The organism is Paraburkholderia caledonica, assembly GCF_000383275.1.
GTDB classification, from domain to species: domain Bacteria; phylum Pseudomonadota; class Gammaproteobacteria; order Burkholderiales; family Burkholderiaceae; genus Paraburkholderia; species Paraburkholderia caledonica.
Window position 1 is genome coordinate 103909 of the sequence record NZ_KB911035.1, and the last position, 17670, is coordinate 121578.

General features: G+C 60.7%; 13 protein-coding genes. 8 read left to right on the top strand and 5 right to left on the bottom strand.

Going from position 1 to position 17670, the window contains the following annotated elements; all coding sequences use genetic code 11:
• Window positions 1-135: 135 nt before the first annotated feature.
• Window positions 136-891, top strand: a complete 756-nt coding sequence (locus H281_RS0106605; protein ID WP_020066294.1) for an SDR family oxidoreductase — start codon at window positions 136-138, stop codon at window positions 889-891.
• Window positions 892-953: 62 nt separating this feature from the next.
• On the opposite strand, the gene H281_RS0106610 is transcribed toward H281_RS0106605, so the two are convergent.
• On the bottom strand, window positions 954-2132 hold the full coding sequence (locus tag H281_RS0106610) for a GGDEF domain-containing protein (RefSeq protein WP_020066295.1): 1179 nt from the start codon (window positions 2130-2132) through the stop codon (window positions 954-956).
• Between the two features lie 442 nt (window positions 2133-2574).
• On the opposite strand from H281_RS0106610, the gene H281_RS34390 reads away from it, so the two are divergent.
• Window positions 2575-3762 (top strand): hypothetical protein, encoded by a 1188-nt coding sequence (locus tag H281_RS34390; RefSeq protein WP_020066297.1) that lies wholly within the window; start codon window positions 2575-2577, stop codon window positions 3760-3762.
• 147 nt (window positions 3763-3909) lie between these two features.
• On the opposite strand, the gene H281_RS0106625 is transcribed toward H281_RS34390, so the two are convergent.
• The 3 genes from H281_RS0106625 to mhpT are packed head-to-tail and all read right to left on the bottom strand — an operon-like array spanning window position 3910 to window position 8069.
• Window positions 3910-5616, bottom strand: a complete 1707-nt coding sequence (locus tag H281_RS0106625) for a tannase/feruloyl esterase family alpha/beta hydrolase (protein ID WP_020066298.1) — start codon at window positions 5614-5616, stop codon at window positions 3910-3912.
• Window positions 5617-5626: 10 nt separating this feature from the next.
• A complete protein-coding gene (locus tag H281_RS0106630) occupies window positions 5627-6769 on the bottom strand; it encodes a porin (protein ID WP_020066299.1) in 1143 nt (380 codons plus the stop codon).
• Window positions 6770-6827: 58 nt separating this feature from the next.
• Window positions 6828-8069 carry a 3-(3-hydroxy-phenyl)propionate transporter MhpT gene (mhpT, locus tag H281_RS0106635; RefSeq protein WP_020066300.1) on the bottom strand — a complete coding sequence of 414 codons (1242 nt, stop codon included), beginning with the start codon at window positions 8067-8069 and terminating at the stop codon, window positions 6828-6830.
• Window positions 8070-8491: 422 nt separating this feature from the next.
• On the opposite strand from mhpT, the gene H281_RS0106640 reads away from it, so the two are divergent.
• The 3 genes from H281_RS0106640 (at window position 8492) to H281_RS0106650 (ending at window position 12867) form a co-directional block, all read left to right on the top strand.
• The gene (locus H281_RS0106640; protein WP_020066301.1) at window positions 8492-9328 is read left to right on the top strand and encodes a p-hydroxycinnamoyl CoA hydratase/lyase; all 837 of its coding nucleotides are present in this window, start codon (window positions 8492-8494) and stop codon (window positions 9326-9328) included.
• 77 nt (window positions 9329-9405) lie between these two features.
• Window positions 9406-10857, top strand: a complete 1452-nt coding sequence (locus tag H281_RS0106645; RefSeq protein WP_027804348.1) for an aldehyde dehydrogenase — start codon at window positions 9406-9408, stop codon at window positions 10855-10857.
• A 120-nt stretch (window positions 10858-10977) separates the two neighbouring features.
• Window positions 10978-12867, top strand: coding sequence for a feruloyl-CoA synthase (locus tag H281_RS0106650; protein ID WP_020066303.1), 1890 nt, complete (start codon window positions 10978-10980; stop codon window positions 12865-12867).
• A gap of 45 nt (window positions 12868-12912) precedes the next feature.
• On the opposite strand, the gene H281_RS0106655 is transcribed toward H281_RS0106650, so the two are convergent.
• A complete protein-coding gene (locus H281_RS0106655) occupies window positions 12913-13602 on the bottom strand; it encodes a hydrolase (RefSeq protein ID WP_020066304.1) in 690 nt (229 codons plus the stop codon).
• A gap of 396 nt (window positions 13603-13998) precedes the next feature.
• Here H281_RS0106655 and H281_RS0106660 point away from each other — a divergent pair, with 396 nt between their 5' ends.
• From H281_RS0106660 to H281_RS0106670, 3 genes are all read left to right on the top strand, one after another.
• Window positions 13999-15015, top strand: a complete 1017-nt coding sequence (locus tag H281_RS0106660; RefSeq protein ID WP_027804349.1) for an ATP-grasp fold amidoligase family protein — start codon at window positions 13999-14001, stop codon at window positions 15013-15015.
• 260 nt (window positions 15016-15275) lie between these two features.
• Entirely contained in the window at window positions 15276-16277 is a 1002-nt protein-coding gene (locus H281_RS0106665; RefSeq protein ID WP_020066306.1) for a glycosyltransferase family 2 protein, read from the top strand.
• A gap of 105 nt (window positions 16278-16382) precedes the next feature.
• Window positions 16383-17606: an acyltransferase family protein gene (locus H281_RS0106670; protein ID WP_027804350.1), complete on the top strand. Its 1224-nt coding sequence runs from the start codon at window positions 16383-16385 to the stop codon at window positions 17604-17606.
• The last annotated feature ends 64 nt before the right edge of the window (window positions 17607-17670 follow it).

The window sequence follows — 17670 nt, forward strand, 5'->3', positions numbered from 1 at the left end:
GCGCGCGGTGCCAGATCGCGATTGGTGCGGGAAAGACAACACCGTGAGTGCCTGCACGCGCATGGCGTCACGCCCGGCGTCCGCCTACCATGAAGCTATGCGGCGTCTTGCCGTCAATTACGAGGGGTCTCGATCATGAAGATCGTTGTTATCGGCGGCACCGGCCTGATCGGCTCGAAGACCGTCACGATTCTGCGCGACGCCGGTCACGACGTGCTCGCTGCGTCGCCCAGAAGCGGTATCAACACGCTCACAGGAGAAGGCCTTCAGGAGGCGCTCCAAGGCGCGCAAGTGGTCATCGACCTGGCCAATTCGCCGTCGTTCGAAGACAGCGCAGTGCTCGAATTCTTCGAGACTTCCGGTCGCAACCTTCACGCCGCGGAGGCCGCTGCCGGCGTCGGCCATCATGTCGCCCTTTCTATCGTGGGAACCGACAGGACGCCGGAGAACGGCTATTTCCGCGCCAAGGTCGCACAGGAGAAGCTGATCGAGGCCTCGGGCATTCCCTACACCATCATTCGCTCGACGCAGTTCCTGGAATTTCTGGGCGGCATTGCCGCGTCGAGCGCCGAGGGCAACACGGTCAGGCTCTCGCCCGGACTCTTCCAGCCCATTGCATCCGACGACGTCGCGGCCTTTGTGGCCGATGTCGCGCTTGCTGCGCCGCGCAACGGCATTGTCGAGATCGCGGGTCCGCAACGAGCCCCATTCGACGAAATCGTCGCGAGCTACCTGAAGGCAATCGGAGATCCACGCGAAGTGGTGCGCGATCCGGAGGCGCGCTACTTCGGCGGTCGCGTCGAGGAGCTTTCGCTGGTGCCATTGGGCGAGGCGCGCCTCGGCCGCATCGGGCTGGAAGAATGGCTCAGCCGGTCAAAGGCGGCAGGCTGACTGGGCGTCGGTGGAAAGACCTCGTGCTCGGTGAAACGCACGTTGCCGTTGGGGAAAGATCGCTATCTAACCACTCTGAGGCGCGCAGCATTCTGTGCCGATTCGAGCCGGTTGCCGCCCAACGATTTGGCGCGGTATAGCGCCTCGTCGGCTGCGGCCAGCAGTTCGGCAAGCGACTGCCCCGCGTCGCCGGAATGCGCGAGGCCGATGCTCACCGTAGCCTGAATATCAATGCCATCCACCCTGTGCGAAACGGTCTGTGCAAAACCCCTGACGATAGCCTCGCCCACCTCGCGCGCGCGGCGTTCGTCATGGCGCGGCAACAGCACAGCGAACTCTTCTCCGCCGATTCTGGCAAGCACAGCCTCGCGCCCCACCACGCTGCGCGCGACATCCGCGAATGATTTGAGCACTTCATCGCCGGTCTTGTGACCGTAGCGATCGTTGAGCTTCTTGAAGTGGTCGAGGTCGAGCGCAAGCAGCGACACGGAACCGCTTTCATGACCCTCACCGAGCACACGCATCCCTTCCTCGAAGAACCATCTGCGATTCCCGAGACGGGTCAGGTAGTCAGTTTGCGATTCGTGCAGGAGTTGGCCATGCGTTTCCTCGCGGATCATCTTCAGCACGGTCATCGGCAGAATGACCGAATACAGGACGCCCTCGTACATCGTGATTGCGCCGATGGTGGGCAGCAGGCCCATTCCGTACCGCGTCACGAGCCAAGGCAGAACCAGAGCCCGAAAGGCATAGAAAAGCGCGTGGATAGCCGTCACCGCCACTGCGATACGCCGTGACTGGAAGGCTTTGAAGTCGTCGCTTCGAAGGAACTCGCGGGACGTCATGCCGCTCGCCACCGCGATTGCGACCGCGCTCACGTAAGCCCACACGGTGCTCTCCCAGCGCGCACCGCCCACTGCCCATGTCAGCGCCATGACAAGGAGCAACGCGAGCGAACCGGCCGGGTATCGACGCCCGTTTAGCAACGCGGCACCGTGCAGGACCAGCAGGTAGCCCGTCAGAATGACCAGATTGCTCAGCGCGGAGCCCCACGGGGCGGGCAGATCGTGACGAAACACGGCCGCTGCGCAACCGGTTGCGAGCGTCGCATATCCCGCTGCCAGTACTCGCAACTCCCGGCTTCGCCGCGGATGGCTTTGGTGTTCCCAAAGCGTCATTCCGGAACTGGCGAATAGCGTTCCGATTAAAAGCAGGTAAAGGGTGAGGAGATCGACATGCATCGCTGACCGGACAGTTCCACGCCGGCAGGATGCGGCGACTGCGGCATTTTACTTGTATCGGAACGAAGTGCTCCGCTAATGGAGGCATGCACTCTTTTCTGGGAGCTTGCCGATAACTCAATGCGCCATTAACCACTGCGCCTAAAAAGCACTCGACGAAGTGCCGCTGAACCATAAGTGCATTTCAAGTGAATCGCATCGATGCATCGCCCGACACCCCTAAATGCGACAGAAATAGTCGCAAAACGTTGTGATTCATCGGATTCGTTTTTTAACCGCATCTGCTACCCTCAACCTGCCGATTTCGTGCGGGCTCGCGAGCATGCGCCGGCTTCATCGCCGCCTTTCTTTCGCAGCTGCTCCACGCAACGAAGCGACTCCGCGAAGTCTGCGCGATATCTACTTCTACGAATTCATCTTCAACCACCGCATGGAGTAAGCGATGTTGGAACGGCTGGGCTCACGGTTTGTCGCCATTGGTGTTTTACTGATCGTCGCGGGTTGCGGCGGCGGAGGCGGCGGGGGTGCCTCGAACACGGGCGCCGCTGCACCGGCATCCGGCGCATCGGGCACGAGCGCGACTACACCGACACTGGCCGCCGCTACGCCTGTGATCGACGGCACGACGCTTGGCGATGCAAACTGGCCCACGGGCTCGACATCGTCGGGCGGCCTCGGACAGCCGGTCGGCGGGCTGAACTGCGGGTTGCGCAGCAATGCCTATACCTACACGCATCTGTCGATCTATCAGAACGGCCGCCTGCTCTCGGTGCCCGCCAACATCGGCACGGTCGGCCCGACCATGACGGCGCAGACAGGTTGCGCGTATCCGCTGCACACCGTCGACGCAAGCGGCAAAATCCGCATGGATACGACCACCGGCGCGTCGTACACACTCGGCCAGTTCTTTGCGATATGGGGCGAAACGCTCGGTGCGTCGAACGTCGCGGGCCTGAGCGGATCACCCGTTACGATCTATGTGAACGACGGCGGCACGCTTTCGCAATACAAGGGCGATCCCGCGAGTCTCGTACTTCCGCCGCATGGCGAAGTCACCATCATGACCGGCACGCCGTTGACGCAGATCCCCACCTACACGTGGACCGATCCGCCGCCCTTCGACCCGAATCCGGTCACGCTCGCCTATCTGGGCGTGGTGGGAAGCCAGTACTGGCCAGCCGGCAATACGGCGACCGGCGGCAACGGCGCCACGGTCGACGGTTTGATCTGTGCCGCCGGGATGAGCGAGCTGTACCACGTGCATGCGCATCTCGCGATCATCAAGGACGGCCAATGGCTCGCCATGCCGGCGAACGTGGGCATACTTTCGCAGTGCAACTATGAAATGCACACGCACGACCAGACCGGCATCATTCATATCGAAACGCCGACCCTCAAGACGTTCACGCTGGGTCAGTTCTTCGACATCTGGGGGCAGCCGCTCTCCAGCACGAACGTCGCGGGCATCACCGGGAACGTAGTGGCGTATATCAACGACAACGGGGATTCGCGCCGTTACATGGGCGATCTGCGCAATATCGAGTTGACGTCGTTGCGCGACGTCACATTGCAGATCGGCACGCCGCCAATCAGCTCGCTTCCGACATACTCGTGGTACGAGTCGCAATAACTGGAACGTTCGCGGCATGCGCGATGTGCGGACAATAGCGGCGACGGCGGTGACGCTTAACAACGCGTCCAGCCGACGCCGCAAGACCGCAAACATCATTACTGTCGTCACCAGTAACGGGCCGTGGAACCGCGGCTCGCGTATGCATCAACTACACGAGAAGCTCGCCGCTGAATTCACATCGCCGCCCTTATAGCGCGCGACTTTCGGATACGGACACAGCGGCCGTGTGCGGCCCGCTCCCCACTGCGCAGGCACTTCGCTATTCGGGATCGCATTGCTCGCATCGCGAGCGGTCGCGATGACGTTATCCGGTGCCTTGCCCTGCTCCACCCAGGCGACCATCGGCGTGAGCATGTCGAACTGATCGGCTGCGGGGCCGCCCGAGCAATGGTTCATTCCCGCGACCGTGAAGAGCCGCGCGAAGCTGCTCGCATCGCCGCCATTGGCCGCCATCACGCGTTGATACCAGTCGGTCGTATCGTTCGACGAAAACACCGGGTCGCTCGTGCCGTGATACACCATCAGCTTCGCGCCGCGTTGCCTGAGCGCGCTGAGATTGGCCTCGTCGGGCGGCGTCATGAACGACCACGACGATTCCGTGTACGCGCCGCTCGTCGCAAAGATCTTCGGTGCGTCGGTGTCCATGCTGAAGTTCAATGCATACGATGACAACTGGCTCAGCAGCGAAGCGCTTTGCGGCGGCGTCGTGAACGTAAATGCAGCGGCGGCGGGATCGAGCGTGATGGAGTTGCTCTGCTTCCATGCCGCCCAGCCCGCGCCGCTCACGCCCGCATCGTAGGGAAAGCTCGCGTACAACGCGGTGCCGGCGCTGTTGCGCGCGCCCGAAAACACATTGCCGATCGCTTCTTTTTGCGCGGTAGTCAGGCACGTTCCATCACGCACGTTGCCCGAGCAGGTCGGCAAGTCCGCGGCCAGGTTGAAATTCGCCTGGCATGCCTTAATGTCCTGCACCATGCCGTCGGCAACACCATCTAGTGCATCGCACTTTGCAATGATCCTCGACGCCACCAGTTGGCGTTCGGCGGCAGTAAAGCCGGTCTTGATGTCGGGCAGGCCATTCGCGGTTGTCGCAGTCGCAACCTTTGCGAATTGCTGCGCGCCCCACATTTCGCCGATGGCCGCCTTCGGCAAATGAAAGCCCGGATCGCCCGCAATGATCCCGTCGTATTCGGCCGACGATCTCGCCGCCGCCACCATCGCGTGACGTCCGCCGTTCGAGCAACCGTCGAAATAACTGCGATCCGGCGCCTTGCCGTAGGCGGTGCGAATGACCTGCTTGGCCATCGGCGTGAGCGTCGCTACCGCGTTATAGCCGTAGTCGATACGCGCCTGCGGATCGAGGCCGAATAGCGGATTCTGCGACGATGAGTGTCCCGCGTCGGAACTGATCACGGCAAACCCCATGTTCAGTGCGTCGTTGAGCGGTCCGCCTCCGCCGATCTCGCCGGTTGCCGTCACCACGTTGCCGTCGAGCCCGCCGTTGGCCTGATAGAAAAACCTTCCGTTCCATGCAACGGGCAGACGCATCTCGAAGCCGATTGCGTAGGTCTTTCCGTCGACAGCGCTCACGCGCTGATTCATCTGCCCTTGAACGACACAATGCTCGGCGATTGGCTTGCTCGCCACGGTCAGCGTTCCGGCCGGTACGTCCTGCACGGAATTGAACGTGGTGTTGGCGAAGGACAATTTGCTCGCCAGCGCCGCGCAGCTTCCAACCAGCGTTGCCGGTGTCGCCGCGCTCAGGTGCGGCAACGTCAATGTGTTATCGGAAGAGCCGCCGCATGCTCCGAGCGTCGCGCACACGGATACCGCAATTACAGACTTTCTCATTCAATGTCTCCTAGAACGCGTGCTTGATGCCGACCATTACACCTGTCTGACCGATGCCGGCGGCGGGCGTCGTGCCGCCACCGCCGCCGCTTACCGAATAGCGCGCCTTCGCACTGTTGGCCAGATAGGCGGCCTGCGCATACACGGACGAGCGCTTGCTCAACAGATACGTGGTGCGCAGCGCGCCCATCGTCGCGCGGGAGTCGTGCACACTGTTGACGATGCGGAACACTTCGCCGTCGACCAGGAACGCGGGCGTCACGAAGTACGACGCGCCGACGAAGAACAGATCCGAGCGCACGTTCGGCACCGCCGGCGAGTCCGTCACGACGCGCCGACCAAGCCAGCCCGCGCCGAGCTTCGCGCCCGCGTACTGCGCATAGGCGCTCACATGCGTGCGGGCGTCCTTGTCGGCGGCGTTGCCAAGCGGCGTGGGAGCGACGCCGTCGAAGAAGTTCGCCTGCGCATTTGTGCCGCCGCGTTGCTCCTCATATGAAGCTGCGACGCCGAAGTTCGGCGCGTCGTATTTGAGCATTACCGACCAGTCGCGGCACTCGGTCGGGTGGCCCGCTACCGAACCCGCGCAAGTGCCCTGCCCTGGCGAGTTGCCCGTGCCGGCCGAATCGCGGCCGAACGAATACCCGGCGCCGAGCGTGAAGCCCTTGTACGTGCCCATGTACGTCACCGAATTATCGGCACGCGCATTGGGCACATATGCGTCAAGCGAACCCATGCCGTAGATGTCCGGGCCGATGATGTCGGCGCCTTGCAGCGCGAGATACGTCATCGTGTATTGCCGGCCAAATGCCATGGTCCCGTATGGCCCCTTGAGGCCGACAAACGCCTGCCGTCCAAACAGCCGCCCGCCCTGGCCGGAACTGCCGTCGCGAACGTTGAACCCGCTTTCCAGTGTGAAGACGGCGCTATAGCCGCCGCCGAGATCTTCGGCACCACGCAGGCCCCAACGCGAAGGCAGCTCGCCCGTTACCGCCGGCATGCGAAACACATGGCCGCCTGCGGCATTCGCATGCGATACGTATTCCACACCGGTATCGATGATCCCGTACAGCGTGACGCTCGACTGCGCGAGCGCGGTCGTACTCAGCGCGCACAGGGCGCCGGATATAAAAAGGCGGGTCGTGACTGTTTGCATCGTTGTCGTCTCCAAACGTTGTGTTTTCTTTTTCAGTTGATTTGATAAGGATGTCTAATCAGTCGTTCGCGCGCGGACGGCGAATCAGCATCAGAGCCGCCGCCGCGGCAATCAGCGTGACCGGAATGCTCGCGCCGATCACCGTCGACGAACTGCGGCCCATGGCCAGCAACTGGCCGGCCGCAAGCGGGCCGACCACCGAGCCGACCCGCCCCACCGCGACCGCTGCGCCGACACCGGTGCCTCGCATCGCTGTCGGGTAGAACGCAGCAGAGAGCGCATACAGCACCGACTGGCCGCCGATCACGAACATCCCTGCGAAGAACGCGGATACCATCAGCGCCGCGAAACCCGGCGCGATCGACAACGCCGCGAGCGACGCGATAATGCCGATGTACATGCCTGACACCACCACACCGCCGCGCAAACGGTCCATCAACATGCCGATGAAAAGCGCGCCCAGGCCGCCGCCGATGTTGAAGAAGATCTGCACATAACCGACTTCCGCGCGCGCGAGTCCGCGTGCCGCCATCAATGACGGCAGCCAGTTCAGCAGGAAGTACAGAACGATCAGCGTGCAGAAGTAGCTGATCCAGATTTGCAGCGTTGAGAGCCCCCGGCTCCCGCCGAACAGCACTTCGCCGACGGGCGCGGGCTTCGCGTTCATGCCGTGTGACACGCGGCGAAACGCGGAGGACTCAGGCAGGAATGCGAGCAGAAGCGGCACCAGAATGAGTGGCCCCGCGCCGCCCACATAGAAGATGTGTCGCCATTGCGTATCGCCGATGCTGACAATGCCGACAATCGAGGCGATCACTCCGCCGAAGGGAATACCGCAATACATCACGCTAACGGCGGTATTGCGCAACTTCGGCGAGACCGCCTCCGACGATAGTGCGATCAGGTTCGGCAACGCGCCGCCCAGCCCGATACCCGTCAACACGCGGACAAAGACAAGCATGCCGAAGCTGCTGACGAACGCAGTCGCAATAGACAGCAGACCAAACAGACACGCGCACAGAATCAGTATCCGCTTGCGACCAATCCGGTCGGCGAGCCTTCCGCCCAACATCGCGCCCGGCAATAGGCCGAAGGTGCCCGCGCTGAACGCAAGTCCCATTTGCGCGACGCTCAGGCCGAATTCGCGTGCCATGCGAGGCGCCGCGACGCCCACCGATTGAAGGTCGAGCCCCTCGAGCAAGGCAACCGCAAAACAAAGACTCAGCGTGACGGCGGCGCCCGTTCGCGCGGTGGCTTGCGCCATGCCGTCTGCCGGCAGTGCTGTTCTGGTGGATTTCATGTCTGTCTCCTGTCGGCCGGAGCCGCCGCTTCGCGTCCTGCTCCGGTCAATGCAAGTTGATTGCTGTTTATTGTGTCGATGGCCGCCGATGCATCCTTATCGCCTCATGTATCAGGCTTCCTGACATCATGGTTGAACAAAAGCGCGTTCATGAGAACGCGCTACGGTCAGTCGCGATGGAGCATATTAAATATCAGGCGACCTGACAAAACAAGGTGAGCGTCTTTGGTGAATACCCCAGGTACATTCAACGCAAGGGTTTTCACCGATCACGCGGCGATTGTGTCCAAAGCCGCTTGATAATAGACTTGTATCAGGCTACCTGATACGGCGCGTGCATTGAAGCTTTAAAGCAAACGCTGTCGGGTGCTCGCACATCACGACAAACATCGATACGCGCACAGGCGCGCTGGAGCTACGAAATGGCAAGTTATGAGGGTCGCTGGAAGACGGTGGACGTGAAAGTCCAGGAAGGCATTGCATGGGTGACGTTCAATCGACCCGAGAAACGCAATGCAATGAGTCCCACGCTCAACAGCGAAATGATCCAGGTACTGGAGACGCTGGAACTGGACGCGGACGCAAAGGTACTGGTGCTGACAGGCGCCGGCGACGCATGGACGGCGGGCATGGATTTGAAGGAGTACTTCCGCGAAGTCGATGCAGGTCCGGAGATTCTGCAGGAAAAGATTCGCCGCGACGCATGCCAATGGCAGTGGAAACTGCTGCGCATGTACTCGAAGCCGACTATCGCCATGGTCAACGGCTGGTGTTTCGGCGGCGGCTTTTCACCGCTCGTCGCGTGCGATTTGGCTATCGCGGCCGACGAAGCCGTGTTCGGCCTCTCCGAAATCAACTGGGGCATTCCGCCGGGCAATCTGGTCAGCAAGGCAATGGCGGATACGGTCGGGCATCGTCAGGCGCTGTACTACATCATGACGGGCGACACGTTCGACGGGAAAGAAGCCGCTGCAATGGGACTCGTCAACAGCAGCGTGCCGCTCGAACAACTGCGTGCCAAAACGGTCGCGTTGGCCGCAAAGCTGCTCGAGAAAAACCCTGTCGTTCTGCGCGCCGCCAAGCACGGTTTCAAACGCTCGCGCGAACTGACGTGGGAGCAGAACGAAGACTATCTGTATGCGAAGCTCGACCAGGCGCAACTGCGCGATCCCGAGAAAGGACGGGAAGAAGGATTGCGGCAATTCCTCGACCAGAAATCGATCAAGCCTGGCCTTCAGGCGTATAAGCGCACTGAGTGACGAGCAGGTAAACATTGATCCCGTGCTGCCCGCACCTGCGCGCAGCACGGGAAAAGCATGCAAAGGAGACAGCCATCGTGAACGAAGTAAGTATGTTGATCGGGGGCAAAGACTGTCCGGCGTCGGGCGGCGCCACCTTCGAGCGGATTGATCCGGTTACCGGCGGCGTGGCTTCGCGCGCGCCTGCTGCGACACTCGCCGACGCGGACGCCGCTGTCGAAGCCGCCGCCGCCGCGTTTCCGGCGTGGTCCGCGCTACGGCCGACCGAACGTCGTGCGCGCCTGCTGAAAGCCGCCGACATCATGGACGCGCGAGCGGGCGCGTTCATCGAATGCGGCATGGCCGAAACCGGCGCGATGGCCAACTGGTACGGCTTCAACGTGCATCTCGCAGCCAACATGTTGCGCGAAGCGGCGGCCATGACTACGCAAATCGACGGCAGCGTGATTCCGACCGACACGCCTGACAACATTGCTCTCGCGGTGCGCCAGCCGTGCGGCGTCGTACTCGGCATTGCGCCGTGGAATGCGCCGGTGATTCTCGGCACGCGCGCTGTTGCGATGCCGCTCGCGTGCGGCAACACCGTCGTGCTGAAAGCATCGGAAGCCTGTCCGGCCGTACACAGAATGATCGGCAGCGTTCTGCAGGATGCGGGACTCGGCGACGGCGTCGTCAACGTGGTGACCAACGCGCCGGACGACGCGCCTGCCATCGTCGAACGGTTGATCGCGCACCCCGCCGTGCGTCGCGTGAACTTCACGGGATCGACCCACGTGGGCCGCATCATCGCGATGCATGCAGCCAAACATCTCAAGCCCGCACTGCTCGAACTCGGCGGTAAGGCACCCGTTCTCGTGCTCGAAGACGCGGATCTCGACGCGGCCGTGGACGCCATTGCGTTCGGCGCCTTCTTCAATCAAGGGCAGATCTGCATGTCGACGGAACGCGTGATCGCGCATCGCAGCGTAGCCGATGCGCTCGTCGACAAGCTCGCTGAGAAAGCGCGCACGCTGGTTGCCGGCGCACCCAACGCGAAGGATGCCAAGCTCGGCGCGATGGTCAGCGCGCAAGCCGCGCAACGCGCAACGGCGCTCGTGCAGGACGCCCGGGAACATGGCGCGAAAGTACTCGGCGGCGGCGCGTTGACTGGCGCAATCATGCAGCCGACCATCGTCGACGGCGTTCTCCCGGCTATGAAGCTTTACGCCGAAGAATCGTTTGCGCCGGTCGTGACCGTGCTGCGCGTGGATACCGACGACGAAGCCGTGAAAGTGGCGAATGACAGCGAGTTCGGCCTGTCCGCCGCTGTCTTCAGCCGCGATATCGCGCGCGCGATGAGCGTCGCGAAACGTGTGGAGTCGGGCATATGCCACATCAATGGACCGACCGTTCACGATGAAGCGCAGATGCCGTTCGGAGGCGTGAAGGGAAGCGGTTACGGACGTTTCGGCAGTAAGGCGTCGATTGCCGAGTTCACGGATCTGCGTTGGATTACGATCCAGACGGGTCCGCGTCACTATCCGATCTAGGCCGCTCGATCAGAATGCTTCGATCGGAAACACCCCGATCTGACACGAATGCCGTTCAGCGGCATCATTCGAATCCCGCATGCTTCGCAGCAGACGAAGACTGCGGGAAGGAGACAATAAGTGAATTTGCAGCCGACGCAATCCAGTGTCGATAGAGAAACGCCCGTGCGCTATCGCGAAGTGCGGATCGGTTCGGCGCCCGCCCGCGTTCGCCGTGACGGCGACGTGTGGTACATGGAGTCCGCCGCGATGCCCGGCAACTATCCGCAGCGCCTGACCGACCGGCTGGCAAGCGGCGCGCGTGCGCATCCGGACCGCTGGCTCGTCGCGCGCCGCGGCGCGAACGGGGAATGGCAAGGCATCAGCTACGCGCAAATGCTGCAGCGTGCGCGTGCCATCGGCCAGGCGCTGCTCGAGCGCAACCTGTCGGCCGAGCGGCCCGTTGCGATTCTCTCCGGCAACGATCTCGAACACATGATGATCGCGCTCGGCGCAATGTGGGCCGGCGTACCGTACGCGCCCATTTCGCCGGCGTACTCGCTCGTTTCCAGCGATTTTGGCAAGTTGAGGCATACGCTCGATGTGCTCACGCCCGGTCTCGTCTTCGCAACCGACGCCTCTGCATTTGCCGCTGCAATCGACGCAACTGTTGCGGCCGATGTCGAAGTCGTGACGTCCACGGGCTGCTGTGCCCGCCCTGTCACGAAGCTGTCGGCGCTGCTCGACACAACGCCCGTTACGGTCGATGCCGCGCACGAAGCGATCGACCCGGACAGCATAGCCAAATTCCTCTTCACGTCAGGCTCGACGACGCTGCCAAAGGCCGTTCCGACGACGCATCGCATGCTATGCAGCAACCAGCAGATGCTACGCGAAACATTTCCCGAGTTCGCCGACGAGCCGCCGGTACTCGTCGACTGGCTGCCGTGGAATCACACGTTCGGCGGCAGTCACAACGCGGGCATCGCGCTCTATAACGGTGGCACGCTTTATATCGACGACGGCAAGCCCGTCGGCAAGAAGTTCGAAGAAACGCTGCGCAATCTTCGCGAGATCGCTCCGACGATCTACTTCAATGTGCCCAAAGGCTGGGAAGAACTGACAAGCGCGCTTGAAACCGACGCCAAGCTGCGCGAGACATTTTTCTCACGTGTAAAGGTGTATTTCTTTGCGGGAGCGGGACTCTCGCAGGCCGCGTGGGATCGGCTGCAACAGGTTACGGAGCGCTTTTGCGGCGAGCGTATTCGCATCATGGCGGGTCTCGGCATGACGGAGACTTCGCCGTCGTGCCTCTTCACGACGCTGCCCGCGAAGGCCGCCGGTTATGTGGGCGTACCCGCGCCGGGCTGTGAAGTGAAGCTCGTGCCCATCGGGGACAAGCTGGAGGCGCGCTTTCGCGGTCCCCACGTCATGCGCGGCTATTGGCGAATGGACGGTGCAGCCACGGGGAAATCATTCGACGACGAAGGCTATTACTGCAGTGGCGACGCACTGAAGTTCGTCGACCCGCAACAGCCCGAACTGGGTTTGATGTTCGACGGCCGCATTGCCGAAGACTTCAAGCTCAGTTCCGGCACCTTTGTCAGCGTCGGCCCGATGCGCGCGCGTGTTATATCGGCGGGCGCACCATATGTGCAGGACGTGGTCGTCTCTGGATTGAATTGCGACGACGTCGGCTTGCTCGTGTTCCCGCGACTCGACGACTGCCGGCGCCTCGCGCAACTGCCTTCGTCGGCGAGCGCGTCGGAAGTCGTGAGCGCGCCCGCCGTGCGGCAGTTCTTCGTCGAATTGCTCGATCGGCTCAATCGCGAGTCGACAGGCGGCGCGACCACGATCGCGCGGATGCGTCTGCTCGACGTCGCGCCGTCGCTCGACCTCGGTGAAATAACCGACAAAGGCTCGATCAATCAGCGCGCCGTGCTCTCACATCGCGCTGAACTCGTGCAGGCGCTGCATGACCCGATCCAGCGGGATCCGGCCGTGATTTACGCGCCGCATGTCCGGACCTGAAGCCAGGCAATGCGACGCGCTGGCCGCAGCATGCGGCCTAAGCGCTTACTTGCGTGCAGGCACGGGCGCGAGAACTTCGTGCGTTCCGGCCGCGCGCTGCGCCGACTTGTGGACCATCGTGTACGCGTAGTCGACACCCATGCCGTATGCGCCGGAATGTTCCTTGACGATGCCCATGACTGCGTCGTACGTCTCTTTGTGAGCCCAGTCGCGTTGCCATTCGAGCAGCACCTGTTGCCACGTCACAGGAACAACGCCGGCCTGGATCATGCGCTGCATCGAATATTCATGCGCTTCCTTGGAGGTGCCGCCCGACGCGTCTGCCACCATGTAGATCTCGTAGTCGCCTTCGTCCATTGCGCACAGCGAGAAGGTGTTGTTGCAGACCTCGGTCCACAGACCCGCCACCACCACTTTCTTGCGGCCGTTGGCGGCGAGCGAGTCGCGAACCTTCTGGTCGTCCCACGAATTCATCGACGTGCGTTCCAGCACCTTGTGGCCGGGGAACACATCCAGCAACTCCGGGTACGTATAGCCGGAGAAGCTTTCCGATTCCACCGTCGTGATGGTCGTGGGAATGTTGAACACGCGTGCGGCCTTGGCAAGGCCAACCACGTTGTTCTTCAGCACCTGCCGGTCGATCGACTGGACGCCGAAAGCCATTTGCGGCTGGTGATCGATAAAGATGATCTGCGAGTTCGCAGGCGTGAGGACTTGCAGTTTCGGATTAGCCATGGCTTTGTACGTCCTAAGTGTCGATAAGGGTTTGCTGAACAGGGAAAACATGCCGCATTCGCTTCACAAGCGAGGAAAAACTGGAATGCAGTCTATCGACGGGCTTGCGCCGAGTCCTTGTCCAAGTCCTTAATCGTTCTTAAAAATAACAAACCGAAAGGTTTCATCCTTAAGGGCCAGCGCACCGCAAGGCGCCGATACCCTGCAGCCACATGCTTTCGGTTCGAAAACATGTCCGCGCACAATCGGCCGCCTTCATGGGATTAGGCCAAAACACCTTCGTTTAGCGACGCTGGCATTTAGCGCGACTTCCGTACGTTAACCTCGCATCGTGATACATCGGCAGGCCTGGCCGGGCCCCTGATGTAGCGCGAATAACTTACGGGAATTCGAAAAATGACGACGACTAATTCAGTCCAGTTTCCGGGTGAATCCGGCCCTTCTGTACCTCAACAAAAAGCGCCATCGTCCACAAGTACCGCCCCACTGCGCCGCCAATCGACAGTCCGCAAGATAAAGGAAGCGGCCAAGTCACTATTACCGGCGCCACTGTTCCTGAGCTTGCTGCATCACAAAGAAGTTGGCCGCTATCCGAGCCTGCTGCGCCCCACTACCTTCAATGAGAAGATCTTGCGTAAAAGCCTGCGGCCCGATCCGTGGTTCGCGGAGCTGACCGACAAGCTTACGGTCAGAAAATATGTAGCGAGAGTGCTGGGCGAGGAGCACGTAATTCCGTTGCTCGCAGCGCCGGACACCTTTTCGAAAGAAGTATTCGATGCGCTGCCGAACTCGTTCGTGATGAAAGCCAATCACGGCAGCAGCTATGTGGAGGTGGTGAGAGACAAGTCCACACGCTCTTTCGAAGAACTGCGAGAGCTTGCCGATCACTGGTTGACACTCGACTTCTACAAGATCGCGCGAGAGAAACACTATCGCCAGATCGAGCCACGGGTTTTCTTCGAACACCTGTTGCTCGACAAGAGCGGCCAGATTCCCGCCGACTACAAACTGCACTGCTTTGGCGGCCGAAGTGGAAGGCCTACCATTTACATTCTGGTGATCTCGGACCGGTTCGGCTCGAATACGCATGGCGACATATACGACGCGAACTGGAACCATCTGGACATGGCGATTGGCGCCTACAAACCCAGTGCGGAGCCGTCGCCCCGCCCGGAGAACCTGGAAGCCATTCTGGACGCCGCCACCAGGCTATGCAGCGATTTCGATTATGTTCGCGTGGACCTGTATGCGCCGGATAACCAGATTTACTTCGGCGAATTGACGTTTACGCCCGGCGCGGGCGTACTGCCATTCACGCCTGACAAGATCGACTACGAGTGGGGAAAACTCGTGCCGGACGCATTCCTTTCAGCAAGGCCGCCTTTACCGATTCCGTCGACGCAACCGGCGTAACGTTTGCCGGTTTATTTCGGCAACTTTTGTCAGGTAACGCGCGCCGCATAAGGGCATTTTCCCCGCTTTACCGAAGCTCACGCGAGCCGCGTCCAGTTGTGTTATCAACCGCACATATCGCACTACCACCCGTTGGCGGGGCAACGAACGGAAAGGTAAATTGATTCGTGCTGGCTCCAGAGGCCAGCGCGAGCGAACCCAAGGCGGGCAGTAGTCGCCGGTACGCTGCGCTCCCGGTTCATGACAGGTGGTGAATAAATATGCAAAACGTGACAATCGTCATCTGCAATTACAACTATGGCCGCTTCCTCGCTAAGGCCATCAACTCAGCCCTCGATCAGGATTATCCGGCTACTCAGGTGCTCGTAATCGACGACGGATCGACCGACGGCTCGCGTGAAATCATAGAAAGTTACGGTTGCCGCGTTAAAGCGCTTTACAAGCAAAATGGCGGCCAGGTATCCGCATATAACGATGCAGTGAACCTGATAGAGACAGAATTTGTCATTCTGCTCGATTCCGACGATCTGCTTTATTCTCACGCGGTGTCGAAAGTGATGCGCGTGTTCGATAGCGGAAACTTCGTCAAGGTCCAGTTCCGGCTCGACGTCATCGATCCCGCAGGCAAGCCGTCGGGTACATATGTACCGCACTCCGCGGCTCCCAGCGACTGCGGCAGCCCCTTGCGCCAGGGATGGTTATATCCGTCGCCGCCTGCATCGGGCAACGCTTACCGCACAAGCGCATTAAAGAAGATATTTCCCGTTCCAGAGGCTGATATCAATCGCTACGGAGCGGACTTTTATGCGATCTACGGCGTCGCCTTGTTAGGAGCCGTCGCAACGATTCCGGAATCGCTCGGTGCTTACCGCGTGCATCGCACCGAAAACTCGGGGATTGATTTCGCAAACTCCGAAAGCAACGACAAAGCACCCAAGGCGCTGACCAAACGCTGGGCCATTCTGCGGCAAATGGCGCGCGCGCGTCTGGGGATCGAACTTCCGCTGTCGTTTCATGACTTCTCGCTTGAGAAGGCCCATTTCTGCTCTGCCGTTTATCAGGCGCCGTTCACGAAACGCTGGCGATGGGTCAGCCGGCAGTCGCATAGTTACTTCCGCTCTATCGTGGGGAACCCGTTCTGGAGCTACAAGAAAAAGATTGGCACGCTCGCTTTGTCGAGTCTCTGTTTGCTGCCTTTCTCGACGCTCTCCGATTTCGCCGTTCGTTACATTGCAAATCCTCTTGCCCGTCGTCGCCTTTAGTCATCCGAAGCAAGATCAATTGTTGTTTGCGGTTCGTTTCAATCTTTAAAGCATGCCCGGTGCGTTGCACCTGATGTCACCGCAACAATTTGCATGGAAGTGATGATGAACAAGTTCGTTGGCCTGGATGTACTGCGTTTCGCGCTGGCTGTGTATTTGATGGTGTTTCATTCGATACATCAGTATCCGCAGTACGTGACGCTTCCGTTCGTTGAGTTGGCCAACCTGGGCGGCTTCGCCACGAGTTCGTTCTTCATCTTGTCGGGCTTCATTCTCGCCCACGTCTACTTCGGGCGAAGCGTCGAGTTGCGGGGCGGCACGCGCGAGTTTTTCGTGAAGCGCCTTTCCAATCTTTACCCCGTTCATCTCATTGCGCTCGTACTGGTGCTTCTCGTCTCGGCGGCAGGCACGCGCGGATACCAGCAGTTCGCGATCATGTCGCTCGACGACGCAGAGCACTACGTTACGCTCGGCCCCACCGAGACCGCTATTAATTTCGTGCTGAACCTGTTCTTGCTGCAGGTGTGGAATCCGCTATACGGGTCGGTTAATCCGCCATCATGGTCGCTGGCGACATTGTTTTTCTTCTATCTCGCGTTTCCGTTTTTCGCGCCGCGGCTTCTCAAAGCCCGAAACAAACACCGGCTGTTACTGATTTTGTGGGTGCTTTACCTCGTCCCGCCTGTGCTTGCGACGCTGATGCACTGGTACGGTCCCGCCGCGGTCGGCATAGTCACCCGCAACCCGGTGCTGCGACTACCGGAATTTCTGGGTGGTATCGTCCTTTATGGACTGTTTCGCGAGGGACATCTGACCGCCATACACCGCAGCGGCATGAAGCTTGCCGCAGCGTTGCTGGTGTTTGCAGGCTCGTTCGCAGCCGCTGCGTGGTTCGAGTCGCATGGATCCATCAATACACGTTATCTCGTTCATAACGGCGCGTTGATGCCTGCGGAGCTGTTGCTCGTCGCCGTATTCGCCGGCCTTTCGGTTCCGTCCAGATTCGCGGCGCTATCGACTCGTTTAGGGAACTCGGCACTCTCGCTATTTGCGATTCATGTGCCGATCTTCCTCGTCATGATGAAGGTGTTGAAACTGCTGTCTATCGGCAAATCGCCCCTATGGTGCGCTTCGCACTTCTCCGAATGCGTCGCGGCTTCGAAAGAAGTCATACCCAGTATGGCGACTTATCCGCTGTATCTGATCGGAACGGTGATTGCGGCCGTGTATTTCCAGGAGCGGCTGGTCGCTCCGTTGAGGGACTGGATTCGCGGCCGGTTCCTCAGAGCGAGGACGAGGGCTCCCGCAGCAGAGCCGGGAAGTGTTTGAGGATTGACGCCGCCGCGAGGCGTTTCAGCGCCAGGCGGCGGCCTTCAGAAGCACCTTTAAAAGC

What these genes read in the sequence shown, in the direction of transcription:
- H281_RS0106605 (WP_020066294.1), top strand. Translation starts at nt 136, where the DNA reads ATGAAGATCGTTGTTATCGGCGGCACCGGCCTGATCGGCTCGAAGACC.
- H281_RS0106610 (WP_020066295.1), bottom strand. Translation starts at nt 2,132, where the DNA reads ATGCATGTCGATCTCCTCACCCTTTACCTGCTTTTAATCGGAACGCTA.
- H281_RS34390 (WP_020066297.1), top strand. Translation starts at nt 2,575, where the DNA reads ATGTTGGAACGGCTGGGCTCACGGTTTGTCGCCATTGGTGTTTTACTG.
- H281_RS0106625 (WP_020066298.1), bottom strand. Translation starts at nt 5,616, where the DNA reads ATGAGAAAGTCTGTAATTGCGGTATCCGTGTGCGCGACGCTCGGAGCA.
- H281_RS0106630 (WP_020066299.1), bottom strand. Translation starts at nt 6,769, where the DNA reads ATGCAAACAGTCACGACCCGCCTTTTTATATCCGGCGCCCTGTGCGCG.
- mhpT (WP_020066300.1), bottom strand. Translation starts at nt 8,069, where the DNA reads ATGAAATCCACCAGAACAGCACTGCCGGCAGACGGCATGGCGCAAGCC.
- H281_RS0106640 (WP_020066301.1), top strand. Translation starts at nt 8,492, where the DNA reads ATGGCAAGTTATGAGGGTCGCTGGAAGACGGTGGACGTGAAAGTCCAG.
- H281_RS0106655 (WP_020066304.1), bottom strand. Translation starts at nt 13,602, where the DNA reads ATGGCTAATCCGAAACTGCAAGTCCTCACGCCTGCGAACTCGCAGATC.
- H281_RS0106660 (WP_027804349.1), top strand. Translation starts at nt 13,999, where the DNA reads ATGACGACGACTAATTCAGTCCAGTTTCCGGGTGAATCCGGCCCTTCT.
- H281_RS0106665 (WP_020066306.1), top strand. Translation starts at nt 15,276, where the DNA reads ATGCAAAACGTGACAATCGTCATCTGCAATTACAACTATGGCCGCTTC.
- H281_RS0106670 (WP_027804350.1), top strand. Translation starts at nt 16,383, where the DNA reads ATGAACAAGTTCGTTGGCCTGGATGTACTGCGTTTCGCGCTGGCTGTG.